This window comes from Taylorella equigenitalis ATCC 35865, assembly GCF_000276685.1.
Lineage (GTDB): Bacteria > Pseudomonadota > Gammaproteobacteria > Burkholderiales > Burkholderiaceae_B > Taylorella > Taylorella equigenitalis.
On record NC_018108.1, the window covers coordinates 671,627 to 698,209 of the forward strand.

Below are 26,583 nucleotides of genomic sequence, written 5' to 3' on the forward strand. Positions count from 1 at the left end.
AAATGGATTACGATTTATTTATCGATACTAGCGGTTTACTTTGTCCGCTTCCATTATTAAAAACTAAAAAGGGGCTGTCTGAGATTGAAAGTGGTCAGGTTATTTGCGTTAAAACCACTGACCCCCACTCTTCAAAAGATTTCGAGCTATTTTGTAAGCAAACAGGTAATAAATTGCTTAAACAGGAAGCAGACAGTGACGGAATGAAGCACTGGATTTCTAGAAAATAATTATTCCCTTTTTGCTACAAACTGCATGCAAGAGCTTGATTAATAGTGGTATTTTTTATAAAATAGTAGGCTTTACTATTTTAATTTAATAAGAGAGAGGATAATTTCCTATGGTCGTGATTAGACTATCACGTGGTGGCTCAAAAAAGCGCCCTTTTTATAATATCGTAGTAGCAGACTCACGCAATCGTCGTGATGGTCGTTTTATTGAGCGTTTAGGTTTTTATAACCCAGTAGGTAACCCAGATATTGAGAATCTTCGCATTAATCATGAGCGTGTTGATTATTGGGTATCTGTAGGTGCTCAAGTTTCTGATGCAGTTGCACGTTTAGTTAAAGATAGCAAAAGCGGTAATAAAGAGCAGTCAGCTGACTCTAAAAATGAAGAGTCAAAAAAAGCTAAAGTAGAAGAACCTAAAAAAGAAAATACACCTAAAGTTGAAGAGCCTAAAGCAGAAGAAAAATCAGCTTCTGATGAAGAGTCTAAAACTGAAGAGTAAAATTTAATTTCCTCTTATCTTCAATGAACCGCCTTATTGAGTGGCGGTTTTTGCATTTATGAATACTAATAATCATAGCCCTCGTAATGACGTAAATATACCAAGCGATCTTGTTGTCGTAGGTAGAATCGCTGATGCTAATGGGGTGAGAGGAAAAGTAAAAATATTTCCACATTCAAAGCAAAACACACAACTTTTGGATATTAAAAATTGGTATATACAAAAGTTTGATTTAAATGATCATCCTCTAGGTCCAGTAAGGGCAGTTAAGGTTAAATCGAAAGTTATAAATGGTGATGTCATATTAGCTTCATTCGATGGTATTGAGGATAGAGATCAGGCTCTTGAACTTAAGGGGTATTCTATCCTAGCTTCTCGTTCAGAGTTTCCTACAACAAATTCTGATGAGTTTTACTGGATTGATTTAATTGGATGTTTTGTTTACTCAAATGATCCTTCAAATCCTACTTTGCTAGGCATTGTAAAAAATCTTTCAGAAAGCGGTGCCCATACGCTTTTGCATATTCATCAAATTAATTCAGAGGACGATCTGTCTCCTAGGTTAAATTCAAAAGGAAGACCCATTGAGGTCTTAATACCTTTTGTTAAAGATATTGTTCCAGAGATAGATATAGAAAATAAAAAAATCTTTGCTAACTGGACACTGGAGTAAAGATTGCGTATTGATGTAATCACATTATTTCCTGAATTGATAAACAGTGTCTCTAAGCTAGGTGTTACAGGTAGGGCATTAGAAAAGGGTATTTGGACCCTTAAATGTTGGAATCCGCGTGATTATACAACTGATATACACCACACAATTGATGATAGGCCTTATGGCGGTGGTCCAGGGATGGTTATGTTGGCAGAACCATTACGTGACGTTTTGCTTGATGTAAAAAAAGATCGTGAAATTAGTGGATGTTCATCTAATTGTAAAGTTGTATATCTTTCACCTTCTGGGGTTTTATTTAAACAATCACTAGCAAATAAATTTTGTGAGACTGAGGGTTTTATTTTGATTTGTGGAAGATACGAGGGCATAGATCAAAGATTTATAGATAAATATGTTGATCAGCAAATTTCTATTGGGGATTATGTGCTTTCCGGGGGAGAACTTCCTGCTTTAGCAATAATCGATACTGTGACTAGATTGCTTCCTGGAGTTATTAACACTCCTGAATCTCATATTAAAGACTCATTTCAGGATTCCCTAAAAGGTCTTCTTGATCACCCTCATTACACAAGACCCGAGGTGTTTGAAGGTATGTCGGTTCCAAAGATTTTGTTATCAGGAAATCATAAGGAAATAGAGAGATGGCGGGAAGAACAATCGATTGAAATAACTCGAAAAGTTAGACCTGACCTAATAAACGAATAAAAATACTTGATTTATATAGGATTTTCATTCAAACTTACTGCTATGAAAACGAGTGTACTTTTTGTCTGTATGGGGAATATATGCCGCTCACCTTGTGCTGAGGGCATTTTGCGTAATCTTGTCCAAGAGGCCGGGTTACAGGACAGTATCTCTATCGATTCAGTAGCTACTCATGATTACCATATTGGTGAACCGCCTGACGGTCGTGCCCAGTTTGTATGTAGAAAGCGTGGTATAGATATATCCCATATTAGAGCTAAAAAAGTGACTCTTGAGGATATTAGAAACCATGATTTAGTTCTAGCTATGGATTGGGAGAGTCTTACATTCCTTCAGCAACTATCTCCAAAAAGCCAGCATTACAAACTTATGCTTCTTATGCGCTACGCTAATGATTACGAAGAAGCCACAGTTCCAGACCCTTTTTATGGGGGCATAGATTCATTCAATAAAATGATGGATTATTTAGATGATGCTTGTCTAGGTGTTTTTGAAGTTGTCAGCAAAAGAGTCGGACAGTATCAGTCATCAGAATTTTAAAAGTAGTTTAAATATCCTAGTAATTTACTAGGATATTTTGTATAATCTCTTACAAATAATTTAACTGGAACAAATATGAGATTAACTACTAAAGGTCGCTTTGCGGTTACCGCTATGATTGATCTTGGATTAAGAAGCCATTCTGGTCCCGTAACTTTATCTGCTATAAGTTCACGCCAAAACATTTCCCTTTCTTACCTAGAGCAACTTTTTAGCAAATTGCGTCGTCATGAGCTAGTTGAAAGTGTTCGCGGACCTGGTGGTGGTTACACACTTGCTAGAAACGCTAAGGATATAACCGTAGCTGATATTGTTTTTGCAGTTGATGAACCCTTGGATGCCACTGGTTGCGGAAATAAGCTACCCTTTAATAACGGCCGTGATGGGAGAGATCACGGTCACTGTATGACCCACGATTTATGGAGTAGCCTTAATGCCCATATGGTAGATTATCTTGACTCAGTATCATTGCAAGATTTAGTTGATCATCAGAGGTTAGGTCCATCTGAAATTTCTAAATTAGAGCAAAAGAATACTCAATTTAGGTCTAAATTCGAGTCAAATAATAGGAATATCGAATCTCCATTGATTTTCAAGGGGTTTGGGGGCTGATATGCAATCTTTGAAATTGAAATTTCCTATTTATTTAGATAACTCCTCCACTACACCCGTTGACCCTAGAGTCGTAGATGCGATGGTACCTTGGCTGTATGAGAAATATGGAAATCCCGCTTCACGCACACATGCATTAGGATGGGAGGCCGAAGAGGCTGTAGAAAAAGCACGCAAACAAGTAGCTGATTTAGTAGGTGCTGATTCTCGAGAAATTATATGGACTTCTGGTGCTACAGAGTCAAATAATTTAGCTTTAAAAGGTGCGGCTCATTTTTATAAAGATAAAGGTAAGCATTTAATAACTGTCAAAACAGAACACAAGGCAGTTTTAGATACCATGCGTGAGCTTGAGCGTCAGGGTTATGAAGTAACTTATCTGGATGTTAAAGAAAATGGACTGATTGATATTGGAGAATTAATTCAGGCTATTAGACCAGATACCATCCTGATTTCTGTTATGTTCGTAAATAATGAAATTGGGGTTATCCAACCTATTGAGCAAATTGGAGAGATAGCTCGTGAAAAAGGCATAATCTTTCATGTTGATTCAGCTCAAGCTACTGGAAAAGTCGATATTGACTTACAAAATTTAAAAGTTGATTTGATGTCTTTTTCGGCTCATAAGTGTTATGGTCCAAAAGGTATAGGTGCACTTTATATCAGACGAAAACCACGTGTTCGGATTGAAGCTCAAATGCATGGGGGTGGACACGAAAGAGGGTTCAGATCGGGAACATTGCCAACTCATCAAATTGTTGGTATGGGCGAAGCTTTTGCAATTTTAAAATCTGAGATGCATGAGGAGATTGAGCGGATTAGAGCTTTGCGTGACAGGCTTTTAGCTGGACTTCAAGCTATACCAGATGTTTATGTTAATGGGGATATGCAATCTAGAATTGCTCATAATTTGAATATCAGTTTTAACTATGTTGAAGGTGAGTCCTTAATTATGGCCATAAAGGATGTTGCTGTATCAAGTGGCTCTGCATGTACTTCAGCAAGTCTTGAGCCATCTTATGTACTTAGAGCTTTAGGTAGGGACGATGAACTTGCACATAGTTCTATAAGATTTACTTTAGGCAGATTTACTACTGAGGATGAAATCGACTACACAGTTGATTTAGTTAAGTCAAAGATAGACAAGTTCCGTGAGATGTCTCCATTATGGGAGATGGTACAGGAGGGTATAGATCTTTCAACGGTTCAATGGACGGATCACTAAAAGGAAAATTATTATGGCATACAGTGAAAAAGTTTTAGATCATTATGAGAACCCTAGAAATGTCGGTTCTTTTGATAAATCTGATGATAGCGTTGGCACAGGCATGGTGGGGGCTCCAGCATGTGGAGATGTTATGAAGCTTCAGATTAAGGTAAATGATTCAGGAATTATCGAAGATGCTAAATTTAAAACGTATGGTTGTGGTTCGGCTATTGCATCTAGCTCTTTAGTGACTGAGTGGGTTAAGGGTAAGTCTCTTGATCAAGCTATGGATATTAAAAATACCGATATTGCGGAAGAATTGGCATTGCCACCAGTAAAAATACATTGCTCAATTTTGGCAGAAGATGCAATTAAAGCTGCCATAAGTGATTATCGTAAAAAAAAGGAAGGTAAGGTTTAATATGGCAGTTACGCTAACTGAAAGGGCTGCTCAGCACGTAATTAAATCTATCAAAAAAAGAGGAAAGGGAATTGGATTACGTGTAGGCGTTAAAACTTCTGGCTGTTCAGGTATGGCTTACAAGTTGGAATATGCTGATGAACAGGATATTGCCGATAGCGTTTTTGAGAGTCATAATGTGCGAGTCTTTGTTGATGCTAAAAGCCTTCCATATATAGATGGTACCGAACTTGATTTTGTTAGAGAAGGCCTTAACGAAGGGTTTAAATTTAAAAATCCTAACGAAAAAGCTTCATGCGGCTGTGGTGAATCATTCTCTGTATGAACTATTTTGAACTCTTGAAACTCCCACAAAAATTTGCGATAGATGAGACACAATTAGAAGATTCATGGAGACTGGCTTCTTCTAAAGTACATCCAGATAGGTTTGCTAAAGCGACACCCTCTGAAAAAAAAGTTGCATTAAATTGGGCTTCTATGATTAATGAGGCTCATACTACTCTTAAAGATGATGTTTTACGTGGTCTGTATCTTTGTTCTTTGAAAGATATAAACACTAAAACCCAAGTAAGTGCTGAATTTTTATCTAAACAATTGCTTTGGCATGAAGAAATTGAAGATGCTGGGTCAGATAAAGTTAGACTGAGGGCATTGGCAAATGAAATATTAAAACTTAAGCATGGGTTAGTGGATTGCATCGCACAACTTATTGATCACCAAGAAGACTACGAAAAAGCTTTTTCTAAGCTTCAGCAATTACAATACATACAAAAAATATTAAGTCTTATTGAATCTAAATTATGACCCTTTTTCAAATATCAGATCCCGATATAAAAATAAAACAACATGCAGTTGGGATTGATTTAGGAACTACTCATTCCCTTATAGCCACTGTCCTTAATGGAGAATTAGTTGTTATTCCTTCATCGGAAGGGAAGAAATTATTTCCATCTGCAGTTCGTTATTTAAAAGACGGAACTATTCATACTGGTTTCGAAGCATTAAAAGCAAAAAACCGAGATCCATTTAATACTCTCCTTTCTATTAAAAGACTACTTGGAAGGTCATATGAAGAGGCGAAGGACTATACATTGCCATACAGATTTGCTCAGAAAGAAGGCACAGTTAATATAGTTACTAATCAAGGAGAGGTATCGCCAATTCAGGTTTCTGCTGAGATTTTAAAGTCATTGAGATTACAGGCTAAGGCGTATCTTGGTGTTGATGTTGAGGATGCAGTTATTACCGTCCCAGCATACTTTGATGATGCACAGAGGCAGGCTACTCGTGATGCTGCTAGAATCGCAGGGTTCAATGTTCTTAGACTGTTGAATGAGCCTACAGCGGCTGCGATTGCCTATGGGTTGGAGAAATCGGTCGAAGGTATTTTCGCCGTTTATGATTTAGGTGGTGGTACATTTGATTTTTCGATCCTTCGGCTTCAAAAGGGGATATTTGAGGTTATTGCCACAGGAGGAGATACCCAATTAGGGGGCGATGATTTCGATAAACTAATTGTTAAGGATGTTTTAACGCACCACGATACAGAACATTTGACTGCACAAGATCATAGGCAGCTGTTATCAATCGCAAAGACAGTTCGGGAGCGTCTAACTAAGCAGCAGAGGGCTTATTTTCAAGTTAAACTTTCTGACGGCTTGCACATAGATTTAAATTACCCTAGATCGCATTTTGAAAATATTGCCTACGGGCTGGTAAATCGGACCTTAGACAAAGTAAATTTCGTACTTAAGGATGCTGGATTAGATCCCGATGAAATAAGCGGTGTTGTTATGGTTGGCGGAGCTACACGTATGCCTATTGTTCAGAAAATGGTGGGTGATTATTTTCAAATGGAACCCCTTACAAATATAGATCCTGATCAAGTGGTGGCAATGGGGGCGGCTCTTCAGGCAAACAAACTTATAGGAAGTGATAGTTCAGAGGATTGGTTGTTGCTAGACGTTATTCCTTTATCGCTTGGAATCGAAACTATGGGCGGTTTAACTGAACGTATTATTCCCCGAAACAGCACCATACCAGTCGCCAGATCTCAAGAATTTACTACATTTAAAGATGGTCAAACAGCCATGAAAATACATGTAGTTCAAGGTGAACGTGAGATGGTATCCGACAACCGTTCACTTGCTCATTTTGAACTGCGTGGCATTCCTCCGATGGTTGCGGGTGCAGCTAGAATTCGTGTGGATTTTCAGGTGGATGCCGACGGACTTTTGAGTGTTACTGCACGTGAGCTGAGTTCTGGAGTTAACCAAAGTATTGTGGTCAAACCTAGTTATGGCTTAAGTGATGAAGTAATTGCAAGCATGCTTCAGGATGGGATCCAAAGATCAAGTGAAGATGCAAAACTAAGAATCGAACGTGAAGAAATATTGGGGGCATCTCAATTGTATGAGGCTCTAAACTCCGCACTGCAAGCTGATTCTGACTTGTTAAACGAAAAGGAGAGGACTACCCTTAATTCGCAATTATCAATACTTAAAGAGGGCATAGATACATCGAATTTAGAGGCCATTCGAAGGACTCAATCCGAAATAGCACCCCTATCAGATGAATTTGCAGCTAGACGTATGAATAGATCGATAAGTAGTGCATTGGCAGGAAAATCTATTGATTCTGTAATAAGAGAGTAATTATTTATGGCAAAAATAACTGTGTTACCGCATGAAACTTTATTGCCAGAAGGACTTGTAATCGAAAACGCTCAAAAAGGTGTATCGCTTTGCAAAAATCTTCTTAATAATGGTGTCGATATTGAGCATGCATGCGAGATGGTTTGTGCATGCACAACCTGTCATGTATATGTCGTAGAAGGTTTTGAGAGTCTTAATGAATCTACCGACGACGAGGAAGATATGCTTGATAAAGCATGGGGGCTTAAGCCTAATTCGAGACTGTCATGTCAGGTGGTTGTGGGCGATGAAGATTTGGTCGTGCAGATACCTAAATATACGATTAACCACGCAAGGGAGTAATATGAGACGTTTATCCGCAATCTTAACTTTAATCTTAAGTAATTTTATGATTTGCGGATCAATCTCCGCTCAAATTAAATTTCAAATCGCACCTCAGCCCGCACCTCAGCCTGCACCTCAGCCCGCACCTCAGCCCGCACCTCAACAACAACCTCAATCTCAACCAGAGTCAAAATCAGAAGAATACGAAAAAGATAGTTCTGGCAATAGAATCAAAAAAATGAATGCTGATTTTATAAATGGGCTTAATTTATATTTTGGCTTTAATACCCCTCAAGACTTTGTAAAAGCACGTGAAATTATGGAACCCTATGCACAGATGGATAACACAACGGCACAAATGTTTGTTGGGGATATGTATGTGTCAGGCTTAGGTGTAAAAAAAGATATGCAGAAAGGTCTAGACCTATTGCTTATTTCAGCTAAAAGATTTAATAAATTATCAGCTAAAAAGTATAGTGACATCCTAGTTTATGGAGTGGATATAAAACCTTTAAAGACTAGATCACCTTCAGGCATAGTAGAAGATGCTCAAAAAGAGTTTATTAATTCTGGATTTCCTAAGGGTTATTCTATCGATCAGACTACAAAAGAAGAATTGCCTCATTCCTTCTTAAATGAACGTGTATCTGTTTTCAATTACTTAAAAGAAATATCAGATGGTGGCAATGCCCTTGCTCAAAATTATCTAGGTGACATGTATTTTTACGGTGTAGCCGTTAATAAAGATCAAACAATGGCTTATAAACTTTACGAAGATTCAGCCGCTCAAGGTAATCCAAACGGTATGATGAATCAGGCTCATTTACTTATGTGTGGTTATGGAGTGTCAGAGGACCGTACAAAAGCAATTAACTTGATGAAAGACGTAGCCCAAAAATATAACGTTTCTTATATTTATAGACAATTGGGCAATATATATCTTTATGGTGAAGGAGTGAATCAGAATTACGAAGAGGCTAAAGCTTGGTTTAAGAAAGCAGGAGATTTAGGTGATGAGGTAGCAACTCGCGATGTTTATTTAATTGAAAACATTGACTCACCTAAAGTTCAATCACAATTAAAAATTTCCAAGCAGTGGAGAGGTCATGAAGCAGCTTGTGATCCTAAATATCCATTAATTATTAAGTAATAAGGTGAGATAAAATGATTTTACGTCCTTTACTAAAACTACTTATTGGCAGTGCTTTTGTATTTTCCTCAGTATCAAACGCAACAGTCTTTCCTTTATCTAATGGGTACATGGATAAAATTGAAGCTCATCGCCTATCTAACAATCAAAAGACTGCACAAGGTATTTCATATTTAATCGGTTATAAAACACAGCAAGATCCAAAAAAAGCTTTAGAAATCTTTACATCCTTAGCTGCAGAGGATCATACCACTGCCCAATATTTCCTTGCTCAGATGTATCTTACTGGCTTTGGTGTCCATAAGGATATTGAGGCGGGCATGAATTATCTTATAAAATCAGCTTCTCGAACAAATCCAATTGCAGAAATAACTTTAAAAACCATTGTGGCTGGAAAAGCGGTAAATTTGCCCCATCCATTCTTATTGGATGAATATAAAATCCTCTCAGGATACGTTACAAAAGAAGACCCTTTACCCAGAGCAGGTGATAGAGCATACATGGCATATCCTGGGATATATGCATATCAATACGAAGTTATGGGCTTAACAGAGTTTTTAACAAAAGCCTCTGAGGATGGAAATCCTTTAGCACTCAATTTACTAGGGGATTTAATTATTTCAGATTCTATGATGTCCAACAGTGAAAAAGATGTGTATCAATATTATTCAAAAGCTGCGGATTTGGGCAATCCCAATGCTATGTTAAATCTTGCGTATATGTTAGATTGCGGAAAGGATACGGAAAAGGATAATTCAAAAGCTTTTGAACTTATGAAGACTGTATCTAACAATTATGACGTTCCGTGGATTGATTACCAAATAGGAATTCGACTAGGTTTTGGAATTGGTGTCGATGCAAATATAGAAGAGGCTAAAAATTGGTACACCAAAGCTATTTCTAAAGGGCTGGATATACCAAAAAAAGCATTAGAATTTTTAAATAATTTTGATACCCCAGATAAACGTAGAATTATTGCCGATGTCAAAAAAAATTAGAAGAAGCTAATTGTGATGCTAGATATCCTTTTCTTATTTTAGATACTAAATAGATACCTAAAAAAAGGCTATTTAATTTGATTTAAAGCATCGCAAGACTCTTTAATACCTAATTCACAAGATTGCTTGTAAAGCTCTTTTGCTTTAGCAGGATTTTTAGGTTTACCTTTACCAATTAAATACATTCTGGCTAGATTGTGTATTGCCTAAGGGTAACCTTGAACTTCAGCTTTTTCCTCCCAGATTGCAGCTTCTTCAAAATCAACAGGTTTTCCACCTTGACCTAATAAGTACATGATCGCAGAATCATGTTGAGCTTCGGCCAATATAATCATGTTGAGCTTCGGCCAATCCTTGTTTAGCGGAATTCTCAAATAAATCTCCCGCCATTTTGTAATCTTGATTAACGAGTCCCCCTATGTAGTAGAGAGCACCTAGATTGTAAAGAGCAACAGGATTCCCAGATTTAGCAGCAAGTTCGTGATATTCTAATGCCTTTTTTGCATCGGCAGTTACGCCCTGACCACGCAGATACATGAAAGATAGTGCAACTTGAGCATGTACATTATTTTGTTCAGCTACAGGTTTTAAGTATTTAAAAGCTTCCTCTTAATTTTCCTGAGCATAGAGTTCAAATCCTTTTTTATATAAAGAATCTGCAGATTCATTTTGCTAAAACGCTACAGAAGATGATAAAGCAAGTGAAGATATTAATGTGGCATTGGCTTTGTTTAAGTGTTTCATATTTAACTTCAAAACATGTTAATTAATCCTAAAGGGAATTGTTCCAAACTGTAGAAACATTTCCCAACAACAGCAGAGACTTGAAATACTACTTAAGTGTATTCATTTTTTCACATGCAGGCTTGTACCCACCATCGCACGATTTTGTGTACATTTCTTTAGATTTCTCTAAATTTTGAGGCATACCCTTACCTGTTTCGTACATAACTCCAAGGTTATAAAGAGAGCCAGTATGTCCTTGCGTAGCAGCTTTTTGCATCCAACTAGCAGCTTCTTTTATATTTTCAGGCCGTCCCTTACCAAAGAGGTACATAGCACCATAATCATGCTGAGCATCCCTAAGACCTAATTTAGCTGCGGCTTCAAAATAATCTGCAGCTTTATTTAAATCTAGCTTAACACCCTCACCTTTGTAATACATTGTCCCAATATTGTAAATTCCCTGAGCATTTCCTGCTTTAGCACTTTTTTCAAAATATTTTGTAGCTTCATCATAATTTTTGGGAACACCTAAGCCCTTAAGATACATAACACCAACTGCTACTTGAGCTTGTACTTGGCCTTGGTCAGCTGCAGGTTTTAAGTATTCAAAAGCTTCCTCATATTTTTGTTGTTTATAAAGTTCAGTACCTTTTTGGCTTAATTCGTCAGGTGATGGGTCATGAGCTAAAGATACAGATCCGAAAATAGCTATGGATGCTATAAGGGTGGCAATGCATTTATATATAAATTTCATATCAAACTCTCAAACATATAGTATGAAAATTTTACTTTGTGAACGTTAAAAGTAAGTGTATGGAATTAAATACCTATTTCAGATGAGTTCTTAATTCAACCAATTGAGAGCAACCAGTTTTATCACCTTTGACACAAGACTTCTCTAATAAGTCCAAGGCCTTATTAATGTCTTTCCTTCCACCTTCACCTTTAAGACACATTAGAGCTAAATTAGTTTGAGCAAATGTATAATTTTTTGCGGCGGATTGTTCATACAATTCCCTTGCTTTTATAAAGTCTATATCTCCACCATAACCGTTGTAATACATGACAGCAAGGTTATATTGAGCATCAGCGATGCCTTTAAATGCTAGAACTTCATTCCAATATCTGGATTTTGCTAAGTCTTTCTTTACAAGATCTCCAGTAAAATACATGGAAGCTAAATTTAACTGTGCACCTGTACTTCCATTTTTTGCCGCTTTTTCAAACCAATATACAGCTTTATCAATGTCACGAGGAATATATTTTGCTTTATAGTAGTGATTTCCTAACTCAAACTGAGCATTTTCAAAATTCTGATTTGCTAACATTTCTAGATATTCAATTGCCTTTGAGACATCCTTGGGTGCAAAAGTTCCTCGTAAATATGTATCATATAGAACCTTTTGAGCTTCAGAATTATTTTGTTGAGCAGACTTTGTTAGCCATTTAATACCCTCAGTGGAATTTTTTTCTTTACCATCAAATCCATAAAGATATATAACTCCTATATTAAACTGACCTATAGAATCATTGTATTTTTCAGCTAACAACTTATAAATTTTAAAAGAAGTATCACCTTCAGGATATCTACTAATCAATGAAATCAATTCAATTTTTGACATAGAATCAAGGTCTATATCTTTGCCAACTAAATCTGATTGAGCAAAACTATGAGAGCAAGTAAAAATCAGAATATTAAGCAAAAGGAGTCTGACAAAGTTTTTCATAAAAATTTAATCCATAAAAATATATAAATAAGATTAATCTTAAATAAGATAAATTTATCTCATATGACACCGATATGGATTGAAAAAAGGGTGGACCTAATGTCCACCCTACATAATTAATCCTCTTTTCGTAAATGAGGAAACAACAAAACATCCCTGATAGTGCTACTATCAGTTAAAAGCATCATTAATCGGTCGATTCCTATACCGCATCCACCTGCGTAAGGCATGCCATATTCAAGTGCTCTTATATAATCAGAGTCATAGTACATAGCTTCTTCATCACCAGCATCCTTAGCCTTTACCTGTTCCATAAATCGGGCAGATTGATCTTCAGGGTCGTTTAATTCTGAAAAGCCATTAGCAATTTCTCGTCCTGTTATAAACAGCTCAAATCGTTCAGTTATATCGTGGTTAGCATCAGAAGCACGAGCAAGAGGAGAGACCTCTACTGGATAATCCACAATAAAAGTTGGGTTCCATAACAAGCTTTCAACGGTCTCTTCAAATAATGCTAATTGCAATGCTCCTAAACCCATACTATCCAATGCAGGTGCTTTTAACGCAATTAGTTCATTTCTAATAAAATCCGCATCTTGGAGTTGGGCTTCTGTATATTTGTCACAGTATTTTAAGATCGCCTCAACCATAGTTAGACGCTCAAATGGCTCTTCAAAACTTAATGCACGACCCTGATGAAAAAATTGAGCAGAGCCTAAAGTTCGAACGGCAATTTCACGTAGAAGTTTTTCAGTGAAATCCATCATCCACTCATAATCCGTATATGCAGCATAAAACTCCATCATGGTAAATTCTGGGTTGTGTCGTGGGCTAACACCTTCATTTCTGAAGTTTCTATTTATCTCAAACACACGATCAAAACCACCAACAACTAAACGTTTCAAATACAACTCTGGAGCAACGCGTAAATACATGTCCATATCAAGAGCATTGTGGTGTGTTACAAATGGTTTAGCCGTAGCACCGCCAGGAATAGGGTGAAGCATAGGAGTTTCTACTTCAAGAAAACCATGCTCAGACATGATTTGACGTAAATGCGTCATAGCCTGCGACCTAATGCGGAAGGTTTCTCTTGTAGATTCGTTCATAATCAAATCGACATAACGCTGCCTGTACCTTAATTCCTGGTCTGACAGGCCGTGAAATTTATCTGGCAATGGACGTAATGACTTGCTAATTAGCTCAATAGATTGTGCATGAACGGATAATTCTCCCTTCATGGTTTTAAATACACGACCTGATACCCCAACAATATCACCTATATCCCAACTTTTAAAATCATCATAAGCTTCATCGCCCAGATGCTTTTTATCTAAATAGACTTGGATGCGTCCAGTTGAATCTTGCAACGTAGCAAAACTAGCCTTTCCCATAACACGTTTAAGCATCATCCGCCCAGCAACAATAGCAGGAGTCTCCAAAGGATCTAATTCTTCTTTAGAAATTTCGTCATATTTTGAATGTAGATCAGCCGCTTTGTCCATAGGCTTAAATTTATTTGGATAAGACCAACTCTTAGACTCTCGCAGACCCTTAAGTTTTTCTCGTCTCTCTGCTATAAGACGGTTTTCGTCAATTGCAATTTCACCTGATTCAACTTCTCTAGAATCTTCTGCATTTTTAACTTGATCTGACATTACTTAAACTCCTTGTTTGAGGCTGGCTTCAATAAACATATCCAAATCCCCATCTAAAACTTTTTGCGTATTTGATACTTCAACATTAGTTCTTAAATCTTTAATTCTGCTTTGGTCTAATACATAGGAGCGGATTTGATGCCCCCAACCAACATCTGATTTTGATTCTTCTAGCTTCTGCTGCTCTGCCATACGCTTTCGCAACTCAAGCTCATATAACTTAGATTTAAGCATAGACATGGCTTCGGCTTTATTTCTGTGCTGAGATCTATCGTTTTGACATTGAACAACAATACCAGTAGGTTCATGGGTAATACGAACAGCTGAGTCAGTCTTATTGATATGCTGACCACCAGCTCCACTTGCACGATAAGTATCTATCCTAAGATCGGCAGGATTAATATCTACCTCAATTGAATCATCAATTTCAGGATAAACATATAAACTTGCAAATGATGTGTGCCTTCCATTAACCGAATCAAAAGGGCTTTTTCGAACAAGCCTATGTACGCCACTTTCAGTACGCAACAATCCAAATGCGTAGTCACCTTCAACTTTAATGGTAGCAGATTTTATACCCGCAACATCGCCTGCAGATTCTTCTAAAACTTCAGTCTTAAACCCTTTACGCTCGCAATATCGCAAATACTGTCTCAATAGCATAGATGCCCAATCTTGGGCTTCTGTGCCACCAGCTCCGAATTGAATATCAATAAAGCAATTTAGAGGGTCAGCTGGTTGAGAAAACATACGCCTAAACTCCAGCCCCTCAATTTTCTCTAAATACTTTTTAGAATCCTCTTCTATGGCAATAAGCGTGGAATCATCGTTATCTTCCAATGCCAAAGTGTACAAATCCTTGCTATCACGGATAGATTGCTCTAATTCGGATAAAACAATTACGACATCCTCAAGAGATTTTTTTTCTTTCGATAAAGATTGAGCTTTTTCTGGGTCGTTCCAAATATTTGGGTCTTCAAGCTCCAAATTGACTACTTGTAGGCGTTCAGCCTTAGAATCGAAGTCAAAGATACCCCCTGAGGGATTCCACGCGTGATAAATAATCCGACAGATTATTAGCGATTTGATTACTACGTTCTGCTTCCATTTCTAATTATTCTTAGTGAGGTAAGGAAATTTTACTATATAACATGGTCCTGAATATTTAATTGCAGACTCTCATACCCATTGAATTGATTAACATTCATAGTAAATAAAAATTCCACTTCGTTTGGCAATGCTTCCGCAAAATTAAAATATATCGCTTTAAATTCAGCACCATCTTTTTCTAAACGTAGTCTCGAATGCTTTTCTTTTAAAACCGTTTGATCTAGTACAGTAAATTTGTCATTAAAAAGAGGAGGAGGGAATCCTGCACCCCATACGATTTTCTCAATTTCTTTGGCGGTGTCCAAATGAGCCCAAACAACATCAATTTCGCCATCTGTTTCAACTATTCTATTGAACTCAGTTATACCTGAAATATCTATAACAGCTTTATTAAATGCAACTTTAAATTCTTCTAGATATTTTGCATGCATTGTTAAACCAGCAGCCATCGCATGCCCTCCAAATTTTGTTAAAAAATTAGGATGTCTTTTTGATACCAAGTCTAATACATCTCTAAGATGTACATCAGGAATCGATCTGCCAGAACCTTGAATTAACTCTTCGCCTGCACTAGCAAATACGATTGAAGGAACCCAGTATTTCTCCTTAAGTCTTGAGGCGACAATCCCTATAACACCAGGATTCCAATCTTTACTATAAGATATAAGGGATTGTCCTGAGAAGGTGGTGTACTCATCTCCATTAAGGGCTTCCTGCTTAATAGTGTTTTCTATGGATTTACGCTTTTTGTTTATTTCATTTAGTTCACTGGCGTAAGCATAGGCTTCCTCGGGGTCATCTGTAAGTAAACATTTAATACCAAGAGACATATCAGCCAGTCTACCTGCGGCGTTAATTCTCGGACCTAAAATAAACCCCAAATCTAAACTTGTAGATTTTGCAAAGTTACACGAAGCGACTTGAAATAGTGCAATTATCCCTGGCTTAGCTTTTCCGTGCTTCATAAGGGATAGTCCCTTATCGACTAAAAGCCTGTTGTTAGAGTCAAGCTTAACAACATCAGCCACGGTACCCAAAGCTACTAAATCGACTAAATTACTTATAGGTGGCTCTTGATTGCTACTTTGCCATCTACCTCTTCGGCGAAATTCGGTTCGTAGGGCAATGAGTAAATAAAACATCACACCTACACCTGCTAAAGCTTTAGATGGAAACCTACATCCTCTTTGATTTGGGTTGATTATGCTTAGTGCATCAGGTAGTACATCTCCTGGCAAATGATGATCAGTAACTAAAACTTGGATACCCAAAGAGTTGGCGTATCTAACGCCATCCACACTTGCAATACCATTATCTACTGTGATTATTAAGTCAGGTTTTGATCTTTGAGCAAGGACTAAATCTATGAGCTCAGGAGATAGACCATACCCAGTTTCCGCCCGATTTGGTACATAAAAATCAGCATCATACCCAAACATGCGTAGTCCACGAATTGCAACTGCACATGCTGTTGCTCCGTCGCAGTCATAATCCGCTACTATCAATATATTTTTTTTCTGCTCAATCGCATCAGCAAGATAAGAAGCAGTCATTTCCATATTAAGCATTAAATTTGGATTTAATAGATGCTTCCAATCCGTAGACATTTGTTCTTTGTCAGTAACCCCTCTAGAAGCCAATATCCTAGCAATAAGAGGATTGAATCCCTGGCTTTCAAGTGTACTCGCAATGGTTGGATTGAATTTACGTATTTTTATTTGATTTGATTCCACACTTTTACCCAATCTTTTTTAAATAATTTAGAAATTCCTCTTGGTTTATTTAAAAGCAAAATCTTATCCGTAGTTGTTAAGTAAATATCGTTAAATGTCTTATTTTTTTGATCGATTAAAGAGTCAATCTCGTGCAATTTTTTGAACCATAATTCCCAATCATTATTTAAACTAGGTTCTCTTAAAATATCTATAATTGATATTTCTTTTTTGGGTGGCAATGCTCCCGCACTCACTTCCTCAATCCAAATACCGTTTATATGGCTTTCATCGCTAGAGTATTGATGCATAGCCATAACAATATGATTATAAATTTTTCTAAACTCTTTACTTTCATCATCTTCAGGCCAAAATGATGATACCGAAGTTTCCTCAATTAAAGAAGTGGTAGCCAAGTTGCCCAATTTTCTTTTAGTTTTAATCAGCAGTTGTTTTGCACTTTTATCTATAACTTCTATATCATGATGATTTAGTTCAGATTCAATGATATCGAAAATTTTAATTGGAACCTTAGAATTAGTTCTTTTGAAATTTGTGTTATGGTTTCCTACTTCAATTTTCCCTAAATTTATCTCGTAGATAAATCCATTTGATTCATTAAACTCAAAATTGCTTGTCGATTTGAATGTGATTAAATTTTCTATTTCATTTAGGTCATGATGTACAAGAAATTCTTCCGATGTACATCTAAATTTCTCATAGGGAAAATCTATGACTTTAGCATTTCTAATCCTCATCACGTTTTCTAAATTAGGAAGATTTGCTTTTATATAGCTTGCACAATTAGTAATAAGTGGAGGAGGTGGTATAAAGGCCCTTACAATTAAATCCATTTTTTTGGGGCAATCTGTTCTGCTGTTAAAATTCTAATTTTAACTGGATATTGATAGTGTCATTGCCATACGAACTTTGGGTCGGAACTAGATACGCAGGTTTAACCAAATCAAAAGGTCGAGGTGCAAAACGCGACCGTTTTGTTTCATTCGTAGCTGCAAGCTCCATGGCTGGGATTGCTTTGGGGGTTGCTGCTTTAATTATTGTTCTCTCAGTGATGAGTGGCTTTCAAGTTAAAGTTCGTGATCGCATGCTCTCCGTTATACCTCATATTCAAGTCTATTCTACAAATACAAATGCGGTAGAAGGTTTAAAAGGGTGGGAGCAGTTACGCGATCAAATTATTAAATTCAAAGATGTCACTGGGGCCTCTCCATTTGTTTCGGCTGGAGGTATGTTAGTAAGGGATCAGGTTTTACGAGGTGCTCAATTTAGAGGTATTTTACCTTCCGAGGAGGGTAATGTTTCTGAACTACCAGAACAAATAACAGAGGGCTCTTTGGAGCAGTTAAAACCTAAATCATTTGGAATTGTGCTAGGCTCAAGGGCTGCTAATTTATTGGGGGTTGGAGTAGGAGACACGTTACTAGTCATGAGTCCACAAGGTACCATAAATCCTTCAGGGTTTTCGCCTCGTATGCGACAAGTTACAGTTGTTGCTCTATTTGACTCAGGTCATGCTGAATATGATAGTAATTTAGCATTTATGCATGCAGATGATGTTGCAGTTTTATTTAGAAATACCGCTATTTCTGGTGTTAGAGTAAGGGTTAAAGATATGCTTAAAGCTCCTGAGATTGCTGAGCTTATGACTAATACATTGCCCACAGGATATATTGCTCATGATTGGACCTACGATAATAGAACTTGGTTTGCGGCAGTTAAAGTTGAGAAAAGAATGATGTTTATGATTCTTACTTTAATTGTGGCTGTAGCTGCTTTTAATTTGCTTTCCTCTCTAGTTATGTCAGTTAAGGATAAACAGTCTGATATTGCCATATTAAGAACCTTGGGTGCGAGTCCTAGGTCTATTGGATTAATTTTTCTAATTCAGGGTGCTTTAATTGGGATTATCGGAAGCCTTGTAGGGGTTGCATTGGGTTGTTTGATTGCATATAACATAGAAACTATTATTCCATTTATAGAAAACCTTTTAGGGATTGAGTTTATCAATCCAGAGGTTTATTTCATTTCACAACTTCCCTCACAAGTTAATTTAAATGAAGTTTTCTTTATAGCTACTACTTCTATAATTCTATCTTTGCTTGCTACTATTTATCCAAGCTGGAGGGCATCTAAACTACAACCTGCGGAGGTTTTAAGGCATGAATAATTTGGCCCTAGAAGCAAAAGCAGTTTTCAAGTCCTACTCAGATGGAGATGCAAATTTAGAAATCCTAAAAAATATTAACCTTCAGATTCCCAAAGGTGAAATGCTTGCTATAGTAGGTGCATCTGGTTCTGGAAAATCTACACTACTTCATATTATTGGTCTTTTAGATAAACCCTCAAGCGGACAAGTTGTTATTGATGGCCTTGATACAAAACATTTAACTGAGGCTCAAAAAAGTAAAGTACGCAATGAAAAATTAGGATTTGTTTATCAGTTTCACCATTTGCTCCCTGAGTTTACTGCATTAGATAATGTAGCTATGCCACTTATTCTTCGTCGCATAAATTTTGAAAAAGCAAGAAGTGAGGCAGAAATTATTCTTAAAAAGGTTGGACTTAAATCCAGAGAAATGCACCGACCAGGACAACTATCTGGAGGTGAACGTCAAAGAGTCGCATTGGCACGAGCTTTAGTTACAAAGCCAGTCTTGGTGTTAGCTGACGAACCAACAGGAAACCTAGATACAGATACGGCGGCCTCTATGTTTGACCTTCTTAAAGAAATGAACAATGAGTTAAAGACTGCTTTTGCCATAGTTACTCACGATCAAAAGCTTGCATCTATGGCAGACAGACAACTTAGAATGGAAAACGGTACTTTAAATCCTACTCAGATTTAGTAAGCATGTTAGTAACAAATTTTTTGAAAGGAGGCAAGTTGTTACTAATTCTGAGTATTGCAGATCTAAGGACTTTAACTGGTTCGCTATCGTTTGTAAATATACCAACCACTGCATTTGTACCGTGATATAAAAAGCGAGTTTTAAGCATGTGTTTCTGCTCATATGCACTAAGTACAGCTTGAGATGCAAAGTCTTGACCTCGTCTTTCAGCCTTAATAATCTCGGAACCCAGTATAACGGCTGATGCCAAGCCTAAGTTATATCCGTGTGCAGTGACTGGATGCATACCTACGGCAGCATCTCCTATAACAGCACAGGAAGGTCCTATAAAGCGTTTTGCATGCACACCAACTAGTGGATACGAAACCATTTCGCTATCTACTGTAATTTCACCTAATTTACCATCTAAAAGCTTATATACATCTGCCTCACGTTCCGAAGAAGACATATCTAAAATTTCGTGTGCTCTGTTTGAATCTATAGTAAAAACGCAACTACTTAAATGTTCATCTAGTGGCAATATAGCTAAAGTCCTACCATAGTGAAAACACTCCATAGCTGTATGATTGTTAGAAATTGTATGCTTAATTCTAAAAGTTACAACGGTACGACCATAATCGTTTGAATCCGCACCAATTCCCATTTTGCGACGTGTACTTGAGAATCTGCTATCGGCTGCTACTAAAAGGCGAGAAGTGAGTTTTGTCCCATCTTCGAGTGTAACTACAGCTCCTTCGTAGTTAACCTTTACGTCTGCAACGCCTACTCCAAAACGCATCTCAACATTATCCTGCTCAAGAACGGCTTCGTATGAGGCTTTGCGTATGTGATTATTAGAAATAAAAAATCCTAACCCCTCACCAGTGTCGAGAGATTTTTTATCTTCAAAGTGTAATGTGTAGTCTGAAGTACCGTTAAAAACTTTAGCATCATACAAAGGATAAATATGTTCTGGCTTAACTCTACCCCAAATACCTAGTTTTTTCATTGAACTTCGGGATGCATGTGTCAATGCAATTTCACGTGCATCAAACTTTGGATTAGCGATAGATTCCTGGGAGTTTTTTTCAATTAGTAAAATCTTCAGGTTGCTAGCACTTAGAGTTCTACAAAATGCTAGACCTGCAGGTCCAGCTCCCACGACAATAATATCTGCATCCATCGCCATAACATTCCCCGTGTGATGAATAATGTTAAATTAAGAATTTTCATCTCATTGTAACAAAAGAGCTCTCATGTTTATAGACACGCATTGCCACCTTGACGCTTTGGATTTTAAGCAAGATTTACAAAATGTGATTTCTAGGGCACAAGATAATGGGGTTTTAAAAATAATTATCCCTGCCATAAACACTAGTAATTACGCCATTGTTGAGGAAATTGCTAGTGGCTTTGAGGGTGGATATTTTTGTCTAGGTATGCATCCTATGTACCTAGAGGGTGCTAGTATTAATGACCTGCAGTTTCTTGAGAAAATTTTGCGAGAAAATAAAAACCCTAAATTAATAGGAATAGGTGAAATTGGACTAGATTATTTTGTTGATTCACTCCAAGCTCCAGAGCAAATTGAAAAGCAAGAATTTTACTTTGTTGAACAGTTAAAACTTGCAAAAAAATTTAAACTTCCTGTAGTTTTACATGTTCGTAAGTCGGTAGATAGGGTGTATAAATTTCTTAATCAGATTGGGGGCCTTAAAGGGATAGCACACGCATTCAATGGAAGTGAACAGCAAGCAAAAAAGTTTATAGACTTGGGATTTTGTCTTGGCTTTGGGGGCAATATTACATATGAACGTGCCCTTCAGATTAGACGATTGGCTAAATTGGTACCTATTGAAAATATTGTTTTAGAAACAGATTCACCAGATATAGCACCTAGTTGGATTTATAAACAAAGAAATGAACCTTATCATTTGAGACAAATAGCTCAAGTACTTGCAGACTTAAGAGAAATTAATTTGGAAGAACTTGCTGAAGTAACTTCCGCTAACGCTGCGAGAATATTTAATTGCCCTCAATTCCAATACTATGCTCATTAGCTTCAATATTAGCATTTGTTATAGTCCAGCAATTAAGGGCATTGCCATCAAGTGAATGGTTTTACGTCGTAACGTTAATGCCATTTCTATGGCCTTATAAAACACCACTAAAAATCATTTATGCTTGTTTTTATTTAAGCTTTGTGTATTCAAGTTATCAAGCATATGACCGACTTCAGTCACAACTGCCATCTGCACTTGAAAGGAAAACAGTAGAGACTAAGTTCTTAGTCACAAGTATTTCTACTGAAACCGAATCTAATATACAGTTTGATGCCACAATTCTTGATGTAGGCGATTTAAAGATACCTAAAAAATTAAGGGTATATTGGAATATAACTAAAGGTTTTAATCTATATAAATTTGGACCGAAAATAAACCCATTGCCAAAGATAGAACCAGGTCAGATATGGTACGCAAATCTAAAATTACAATCGCCCTCAGGGCTAATGAATCCTGGAGGTTTCGATACACAGACCTATATGTTTCGTAAGGGCTATCGAGTAACTGGATCTATAAAAGGGCATCCGCAATTAATAAGTAGTAAAAACTTTAATTACACTACGCGGATAGAATTTATAAGGCACAAAGTTAGAGAGAGGCTTCTGTCATATGTAAATGATAAAAAATACGGAGGCATAATAATCGCTTTGGTAATGGGCGACCAGTCTGCTATACCTCAGAGTTATTGGCAACTATTTAATCGCACGGGAATTACGCATTTAGTTTCTATAAGCGGTTCTCACATCACCATGCTCTCAACTTTAGCGACTTTAGCTGTTTTATCGCTCGGCTCAAGAGTTCGACGAAAGGGTAAATTGTTAAATGATAAATTTAGCATTCAAAATTTAGGTTTGTTTGTAGGACTTGTAGTTGCCTTTGCTTACTGTCAGATGGCTGGATGGGGTGTGCCAGCCCAAAGAACATTTTTGATGTTGTTGGTAGTATTTCTATTCAAAATTTTCAATTTAAAAGCTACGTTTATTCAAAATTATTTACTTGTGGCTGTTGTGATTTTGATTTTTGATCCCTGGGCCATACATAGCGTTGGATTTTATCTGTCCTTTGCTGCTGTAGCCGTTCTTCAATACATTTTAAATTTTTATAAAGAGCTTCAATATGGTGATATGAGTAAGTGGAAAAAACTTAAATCGGCCATTTTTGAATGGACTAAATTACAACTGGGTATTACTTTTGCCATAACACCTTTTTTAATAATTTTTTTCAATCAAATTTCAATTGTCTCTCCCTTTGTCAATGCATACGCAATATTTCTTATAGGATCGATTATCACACCTGCATGCCTTCTGTTGGCAATGTTTACCTTTATCAACCCCTACCACGGGTTAAATCAACATTTTGCAGACTCCATTCATTGGTTGCTATATAAAGTTATGAAATTGACTGAATATATAAACGAATTCAGTTGGGCTAGCATTGATATTGCACACAGTCCCTTTATATGGTTGTCAGTTTTAGGAGTTGTTCTTTTTCTTGTAATCAAAAACAAAATTTTTAAGTTAATTGGTTTGGTTATGATTTTGCCTTCTGTGTTTGGCAGTGCATCATTGCCACAAAAAGGGGATTGGAAATTAATTGCATTTGATGTTGGACAAGGTGGAGGGGTTTTAATTTTTACAAAAAACAAAACTCTTTTGTTTGATACGGGCGTTAGAGTTTCTCCGAATAAAGAGGGCTTTAGCAGTGTTTTTTCTTCTAGTTTTAGATATTTAGGAGTTCACAAATTAGATTATTTAGTTGTGTCTCACGGAGATATAGACCATACAGGAGGTATGGCAGAACTAATACATAATGTAAAAGTCGGTCGGATGTTTGCCTCATTTAAAGTGGATAAATATATTGATTATGAGGAGCGTGAAACGGGAAAATTTTATAAGAGTAAAAATGAAAACCTACAATACGACGTTTGTCGAACTGGTGTTAGTTTTACAGCAGATGGAGTTAAATTCACTTTTTTATATCCTAAGAATAGGGAGCATTGGCCTATTAAGTCTAAAAATGAAGACAGTTGTGTATTGCTTGTGGAAGGGAGGAATCATTCAGCTCTTTTGACAGGTGATATTTTGGAAAAGCAGGAATTAGGGATATTGCCACAATTGAAGAATAAAAAAATTGATTTAATTATGGCTGCACATCATGGATCAAAATCTTCTTCTAACCAACAATTTGTGAACTTAACAAGACCTAAGATTGTTATTGCTCAGGCAGGATATATGAATATGTACGGTCATCCTCACAAAATTGTTAAAGATAGATGGACCGAGCGAGGTAGCGAATTTTTAGTAACCTTTAATCAAGGGGCTATTGAGGTTACGTCTGATACATATGGATTAAAATGGAAGTCGTATAAAAACAAAATAAAAAAATATTGGCATAGATTGAATAAATAAAAATACAAGGAGAATATATGCTAAATGTAGATCTACACTGTCATTCGACTGCATCTGACGGATCTTATTCTCCAGATGAATTAGCCGTAATTGCTAAATCGAAGAATGTAGATATATGGAGCCTAACTGATCATGATGTACTTTCAGGTCAAGAGAGAGCCTCAAAAAAAGCACAGGAATTAGGTATTAAATATGTTTCTGGTGTTGAGATTTCCGCTACATGGGCTGGGAAAACAGTTCATATAGTTGGACTAAATTTTGATATTCATAATATAGAGATATATCAAGGGCTTGAAAGCATAAGACGAGGTCGAGTAATACGTGCACAAGAGATGGCTTCTAAATTTGATGCACTTGGTATAAGTGGAACTTTTGAGGGTGCTATGAGATATTCTGATAAAGAGGAAAATTTATCTAGAACTCATTTTGCAAGATATTTAGTTGATGCTGGTGTGTGCTCACAGTTGCAAGAAGTTTTTGACCGTTACTTAACTCCAGGTAAGCCTGCATATGTAGCTGGAAATTGGGCTACTCTTGAAGATGCTGTTTCATGGATTGTTTCTGCCGGAGGTGTGCCTGTTATAGCCCATCCTGGGAGATATAAGTACTCAACTGATGAGTTTGTGAAATTTTTTAATCAATTTAAAGATTTTGGCGGGATGGCAATAGAGGTTGTGACGGGATCGCATTTTCCATCGCAATATGTAGAATACGAATTCATTGCCAAAAAATATGGGTTTTGGGCTTCTTGTGGATCTGATTTTCATGGGTTGGAAAAAGACAATATGCAACTAGGTGAAGTGCCTGCATTGCCAAAGGGCTTGGATCCTGTATGGGAGCATTTTAATGAGTAGAGCATTTGTTAAGGAAGATGCAAAAAAAGAAGAAGAATTAAATTTAGAGCCTGAGATTCCAAAGGGCATAAAAAACTATATGACTGTGACTGGATATAACAGTTTAAGAAAGGAATTATCGGATTTAGTCACTGTTGAAAGACCTGAAGTTGTCCAGGTTGTCTCATGGGCGGCTTCAAATGGGGATCGTTCTGAAAATGGTGATTATATATACGGGAAAAAAAGACTGCGAGAAATTGATAGACGCATCCGCTTTTTAACAAAACGTTTAGAAATAGCTGAAGTTATCGACCCATCCCAACAACCCAACAAGGACCGAGTGTATTTTGGAGCTACAGTAACTTACTTAAATCCAAATAATGATGAAGTTACTGTAACCATAGTTGGTATAGATGAGGCGGATCCATTAAATGGCAAAATAAGCTGGATTTCCCCAGTAGCCAAAGCCCTTATTAAGTCAGAAGAGGGGCAAATTGTCACTCTTAAAACACCAAACGGCAAGCAGGAAATCGAAGTTCTTGAAATAGTCTATCCAGACTAAAGTTGGGCAGAGTGTTCTAGTAGAAAACTTGATTCACCTTTAATTCCAAGATGTTGCTTAAGAGCTGGTAAATTTATTTCTAAGGAATTTAGAAGTGTGTATGGAGGGTTGATTACGAATACACCACTTCCATATAGTCCATATCCATCTTTTGGTGGTTTAGAGATTGTGAGTTGTGCATTAATCCATTTGGTTTCTGGCAAATTTTTTAAATGCCTTAACATATCATGAACCTCAGCTCTTTGAACTAATGGATACCAAATAAGATAGCAACCTGTTTTAAATCTTTTTAAGGATTCTTTTATGCTCCGTATAACCGATTTATAGTCGGTTTTGTCTTCATAAGACGGGTCTATCAGGACTATTGCTCTTTTTGTTGATGGTGGCAATAATCCTATAAGCCCCTGAAATCCATTTAAAAAATTAATCTGAATTTGCCTTTTAAGTTGGAGTTCATCAAAACTTAAATTATTTTTTAGAATATCTATCTCTGTAGGGTGCAATTCAAACAACTTTAGTTTATCGGTGTCTCTTATAAATTCTAAAGCAATCCATGGAGAACCTGGATAGGCGGTAAGTGATTCTGGACCTTTATTTGGTTCTACTTCATTAAAGTCTTTTATGTACTGGACATACTCTTTAAGTTCATACGGTAGATTTGCATTCCATAAAGCTTTAATACCAGTAACATACTCAGCCTTTGTGTTTGCCCATTCACTTGTTAAGTCATAAATGCCTGCACCAGCATGAGTATCTATAACCCAGTAGGGTGAATCTTTTTTATTAAAGTAATTGATAATATGAATAAGAGTGAAATGCTTAAGAACATCTGCATGGTTGCCTGCATGAAAAGCATGTCTGTAACTAAACATTGAAGTGCTCTATTGGACGGAAACCTCTATTATAAATCTGTTAAAA

General features: G+C 36.8%; 28 protein-coding genes and 2 pseudogenes. 20 read left to right on the top strand and 10 right to left on the bottom strand.

What is annotated here, in order from left to right; genetic code table 11:
* Positions 1-2: 2 nt before the first annotated feature.
* From KUI_RS03120 to KUI_RS03185, 14 genes and pseudogenes are all read left to right on the top strand, one after another.
* A complete protein-coding gene (locus KUI_RS03120) occupies positions 3-230 on the top strand; it encodes a sulfurtransferase TusA family protein (protein WP_013522386.1) in 228 nt (75 codons plus the stop codon).
* Between the two features lie 110 nt (positions 231-340).
* Positions 341-571, top strand: a pseudogene (rpsP, locus tag KUI_RS08455) (30S ribosomal protein S16); the annotation flags it as partial.
* Positions 572-788: 217 nt separating this feature from the next.
* The gene (gene rimM / locus KUI_RS03130; RefSeq protein ID WP_014840286.1) at positions 789-1,403 is read left to right on the top strand and encodes a ribosome maturation factor RimM; all 615 of its coding nucleotides are present in this window, start codon (positions 789-791) and stop codon (positions 1,401-1,403) included.
* A 3-nt stretch (positions 1,404-1,406) separates the two neighbouring features.
* Positions 1,407-2,111 (top strand): tRNA (guanosine(37)-N1)-methyltransferase TrmD, encoded by a 705-nt coding sequence (gene trmD, locus KUI_RS03135; protein WP_013522389.1) that lies wholly within the window; start codon positions 1,407-1,409, stop codon positions 2,109-2,111.
* A 42-nt stretch (positions 2,112-2,153) separates the two neighbouring features.
* Positions 2,154-2,651 carry a low molecular weight protein-tyrosine-phosphatase gene (locus KUI_RS03140; RefSeq protein ID WP_044953947.1) on the top strand — a complete coding sequence of 166 codons (498 nt, stop codon included), beginning with the start codon at positions 2,154-2,156 and terminating at the stop codon, positions 2,649-2,651.
* Positions 2,652-2,726: 75 nt separating this feature from the next.
* On the top strand, positions 2,727-3,263 hold the full coding sequence (locus KUI_RS03145) for an Rrf2 family transcriptional regulator (RefSeq protein WP_014840287.1): 537 nt from the start codon (positions 2,727-2,729) through the stop codon (positions 3,261-3,263).
* Between the two features lies 1 nt (position 3,264).
* Entirely contained in the window at positions 3,265-4,488 is a 1,224-nt protein-coding gene (locus KUI_RS03150; RefSeq protein ID WP_013522392.1) for an IscS subfamily cysteine desulfurase, read from the top strand.
* A 13-nt stretch (positions 4,489-4,501) separates the two neighbouring features.
* The gene (gene iscU, locus KUI_RS03155; protein ID WP_013522393.1) at positions 4,502-4,891 is read left to right on the top strand and encodes a Fe-S cluster assembly scaffold IscU; all 390 of its coding nucleotides are present in this window, start codon (positions 4,502-4,504) and stop codon (positions 4,889-4,891) included.
* Between the two features lies 1 nt (position 4,892).
* Positions 4,893-5,216 carry an iron-sulfur cluster assembly protein IscA gene (iscA, locus tag KUI_RS03160; RefSeq protein ID WP_013522394.1) on the top strand — a complete coding sequence of 108 codons (324 nt, stop codon included), beginning with the start codon at positions 4,893-4,895 and terminating at the stop codon, positions 5,214-5,216.
* A complete protein-coding gene (gene hscB / locus KUI_RS03165; RefSeq protein ID WP_013522395.1) occupies positions 5,213-5,695 on the top strand; it encodes a Fe-S protein assembly co-chaperone HscB in 483 nt (160 codons plus the stop codon). The genes iscA and hscB overlap by 4 nt, the downstream gene beginning before the upstream one ends.
* Positions 5,692-7,545 (top strand): Fe-S protein assembly chaperone HscA, encoded by a 1,854-nt coding sequence (gene hscA / locus KUI_RS03170; protein WP_014840288.1) that lies wholly within the window; start codon positions 5,692-5,694, stop codon positions 7,543-7,545. The genes hscB and hscA overlap by 4 nt, the downstream gene beginning before the upstream one ends.
* Positions 7,546-7,551: 6 nt before the next feature.
* Positions 7,552-7,887 carry an ISC system 2Fe-2S type ferredoxin gene (fdx, locus tag KUI_RS03175; protein WP_013522397.1) on the top strand — a complete coding sequence of 112 codons (336 nt, stop codon included), beginning with the start codon at positions 7,552-7,554 and terminating at the stop codon, positions 7,885-7,887.
* Position 7,888: 1 nt separating this feature from the next.
* Positions 7,889-9,019: a tetratricopeptide repeat protein gene (locus tag KUI_RS03180; protein ID WP_014840289.1), complete on the top strand. Its 1,131-nt coding sequence runs from the start codon at positions 7,889-7,891 to the stop codon at positions 9,017-9,019.
* 14 nt (positions 9,020-9,033) lie between these two features.
* A complete protein-coding gene (locus KUI_RS03185; RefSeq protein ID WP_014840290.1) occupies positions 9,034-10,017 on the top strand; it encodes a tetratricopeptide repeat protein in 984 nt (327 codons plus the stop codon).
* 68 nt (positions 10,018-10,085) lie between these two features.
* Here KUI_RS03185 and KUI_RS08240 read toward each other — a convergent pair whose 3' ends face one another.
* The 8 genes and pseudogenes from KUI_RS08240 to KUI_RS03220 form a co-directional block, all read right to left on the bottom strand.
* Positions 10,086-10,220 (bottom strand): SEL1-like repeat protein, encoded by a 135-nt coding sequence (locus tag KUI_RS08240; protein ID WP_337587655.1) that lies wholly within the window; start codon positions 10,218-10,220, stop codon positions 10,086-10,088.
* A gap of 103 nt (positions 10,221-10,323) precedes the next feature.
* Positions 10,324-10,566, bottom strand: a pseudogene (locus KUI_RS08045) (tetratricopeptide repeat protein); the annotation flags it as partial.
* Positions 10,567-10,849: 283 nt separating this feature from the next.
* Positions 10,850-11,497 carry a tetratricopeptide repeat protein gene (locus tag KUI_RS03195; RefSeq protein ID WP_014840291.1) on the bottom strand — a complete coding sequence of 216 codons (648 nt, stop codon included), beginning with the start codon at positions 11,495-11,497 and terminating at the stop codon, positions 10,850-10,852.
* A 73-nt stretch (positions 11,498-11,570) separates the two neighbouring features.
* Complete coding sequence (locus tag KUI_RS03200) at positions 11,571-12,470, bottom strand: tetratricopeptide repeat protein (protein ID WP_013522403.1); 900 nt, start codon at positions 12,468-12,470, stop codon at positions 11,571-11,573.
* A 116-nt stretch (positions 12,471-12,586) separates the two neighbouring features.
* Entirely contained in the window at positions 12,587-14,128 is a 1,542-nt protein-coding gene (gene lysS / locus KUI_RS03205) for a lysine--tRNA ligase (RefSeq protein WP_013522404.1), read from the bottom strand.
* 3 nt (positions 14,129-14,131) lie between these two features.
* Positions 14,132-15,236, bottom strand: a protein-coding gene (gene prfB, locus KUI_RS03210; protein WP_099046148.1) for a peptide chain release factor 2 whose coding sequence is annotated in 2 segments (ribosomal slippage) — positions 14,132-15,154 and positions 15,156-15,236 — 1,104 coding nt in all. Because the reading frame shifts where the segments join, the coding sequence is not laid out codon by codon here.
* Positions 15,237-15,270: 34 nt separating this feature from the next.
* A complete protein-coding gene (gene recJ, locus KUI_RS03215) occupies positions 15,271-16,971 on the bottom strand; it encodes a single-stranded-DNA-specific exonuclease RecJ (protein ID WP_014840293.1) in 1,701 nt (566 codons plus the stop codon).
* Positions 16,953-17,804 carry a hypothetical protein gene (locus tag KUI_RS03220; RefSeq protein WP_014840294.1) on the bottom strand — a complete coding sequence of 284 codons (852 nt, stop codon included), beginning with the start codon at positions 17,802-17,804 and terminating at the stop codon, positions 16,953-16,955. Before KUI_RS03220 ends, recJ begins: the two co-directional genes overlap by 19 nt.
* 53 nt (positions 17,805-17,857) lie before the next feature.
* Between KUI_RS03220 and KUI_RS03225 the strand changes: the two genes are divergently transcribed.
* Positions 17,858-19,138, top strand: a complete 1,281-nt coding sequence (locus KUI_RS03225) for a lipoprotein-releasing ABC transporter permease subunit (RefSeq protein ID WP_044954041.1) — start codon at positions 17,858-17,860, stop codon at positions 19,136-19,138.
* Positions 19,131-19,817, top strand: coding sequence for a lipoprotein-releasing ABC transporter ATP-binding protein LolD (lolD, locus tag KUI_RS03230; RefSeq protein WP_013522409.1), 687 nt, complete (start codon positions 19,131-19,133; stop codon positions 19,815-19,817). The genes KUI_RS03225 and lolD overlap by 8 nt, the downstream gene beginning before the upstream one ends.
* Here lolD and ubiM read toward each other — a convergent pair.
* Positions 19,804-20,982 carry a 5-demethoxyubiquinol-8 5-hydroxylase UbiM gene (gene ubiM, locus KUI_RS03235; protein WP_225972109.1) on the bottom strand — a complete coding sequence of 393 codons (1,179 nt, stop codon included), beginning with the start codon at positions 20,980-20,982 and terminating at the stop codon, positions 19,804-19,806. The genes lolD and ubiM overlap by 14 nt on opposite strands.
* A 73-nt stretch (positions 20,983-21,055) precedes the next feature.
* Between ubiM and KUI_RS03240 the strand changes: the two genes are divergently transcribed.
* Genes KUI_RS03240 through greB form a run of 4 tightly spaced genes read left to right on the top strand, consistent with a single transcriptional unit; the run spans position 21,056 to position 25,665 of the window.
* Complete coding sequence (locus KUI_RS03240; protein ID WP_013522411.1) at positions 21,056-21,859, top strand: TatD family hydrolase; 804 nt, start codon at positions 21,056-21,058, stop codon at positions 21,857-21,859.
* Positions 21,829-24,270, top strand: coding sequence for a DNA internalization-related competence protein ComEC/Rec2 (locus tag KUI_RS03245; protein ID WP_014840296.1), 2,442 nt, complete (start codon positions 21,829-21,831; stop codon positions 24,268-24,270). Before KUI_RS03240 ends, KUI_RS03245 begins: the two co-directional genes overlap by 31 nt.
* Positions 24,271-24,287: 17 nt before the next feature.
* Entirely contained in the window at positions 24,288-25,124 is an 837-nt protein-coding gene (locus KUI_RS03250; RefSeq protein ID WP_013522413.1) for a PHP domain-containing protein, read from the top strand.
* Positions 25,117-25,665 (top strand): transcription elongation factor GreB, encoded by a 549-nt coding sequence (gene greB / locus KUI_RS03255; RefSeq protein ID WP_013522414.1) that lies wholly within the window; start codon positions 25,117-25,119, stop codon positions 25,663-25,665. Before KUI_RS03250 ends, greB begins: the two co-directional genes overlap by 8 nt.
* Here greB and KUI_RS03260 read toward each other — a convergent pair.
* The gene (locus KUI_RS03260; RefSeq protein WP_014840297.1) at positions 25,662-26,537 is read right to left on the bottom strand and encodes a 23S rRNA (adenine(2030)-N(6))-methyltransferase RlmJ; all 876 of its coding nucleotides are present in this window, start codon (positions 26,535-26,537) and stop codon (positions 25,662-25,664) included. The genes greB and KUI_RS03260 overlap by 4 nt on opposite strands.
* Positions 26,538-26,583 lie beyond the last annotated feature (46 nt).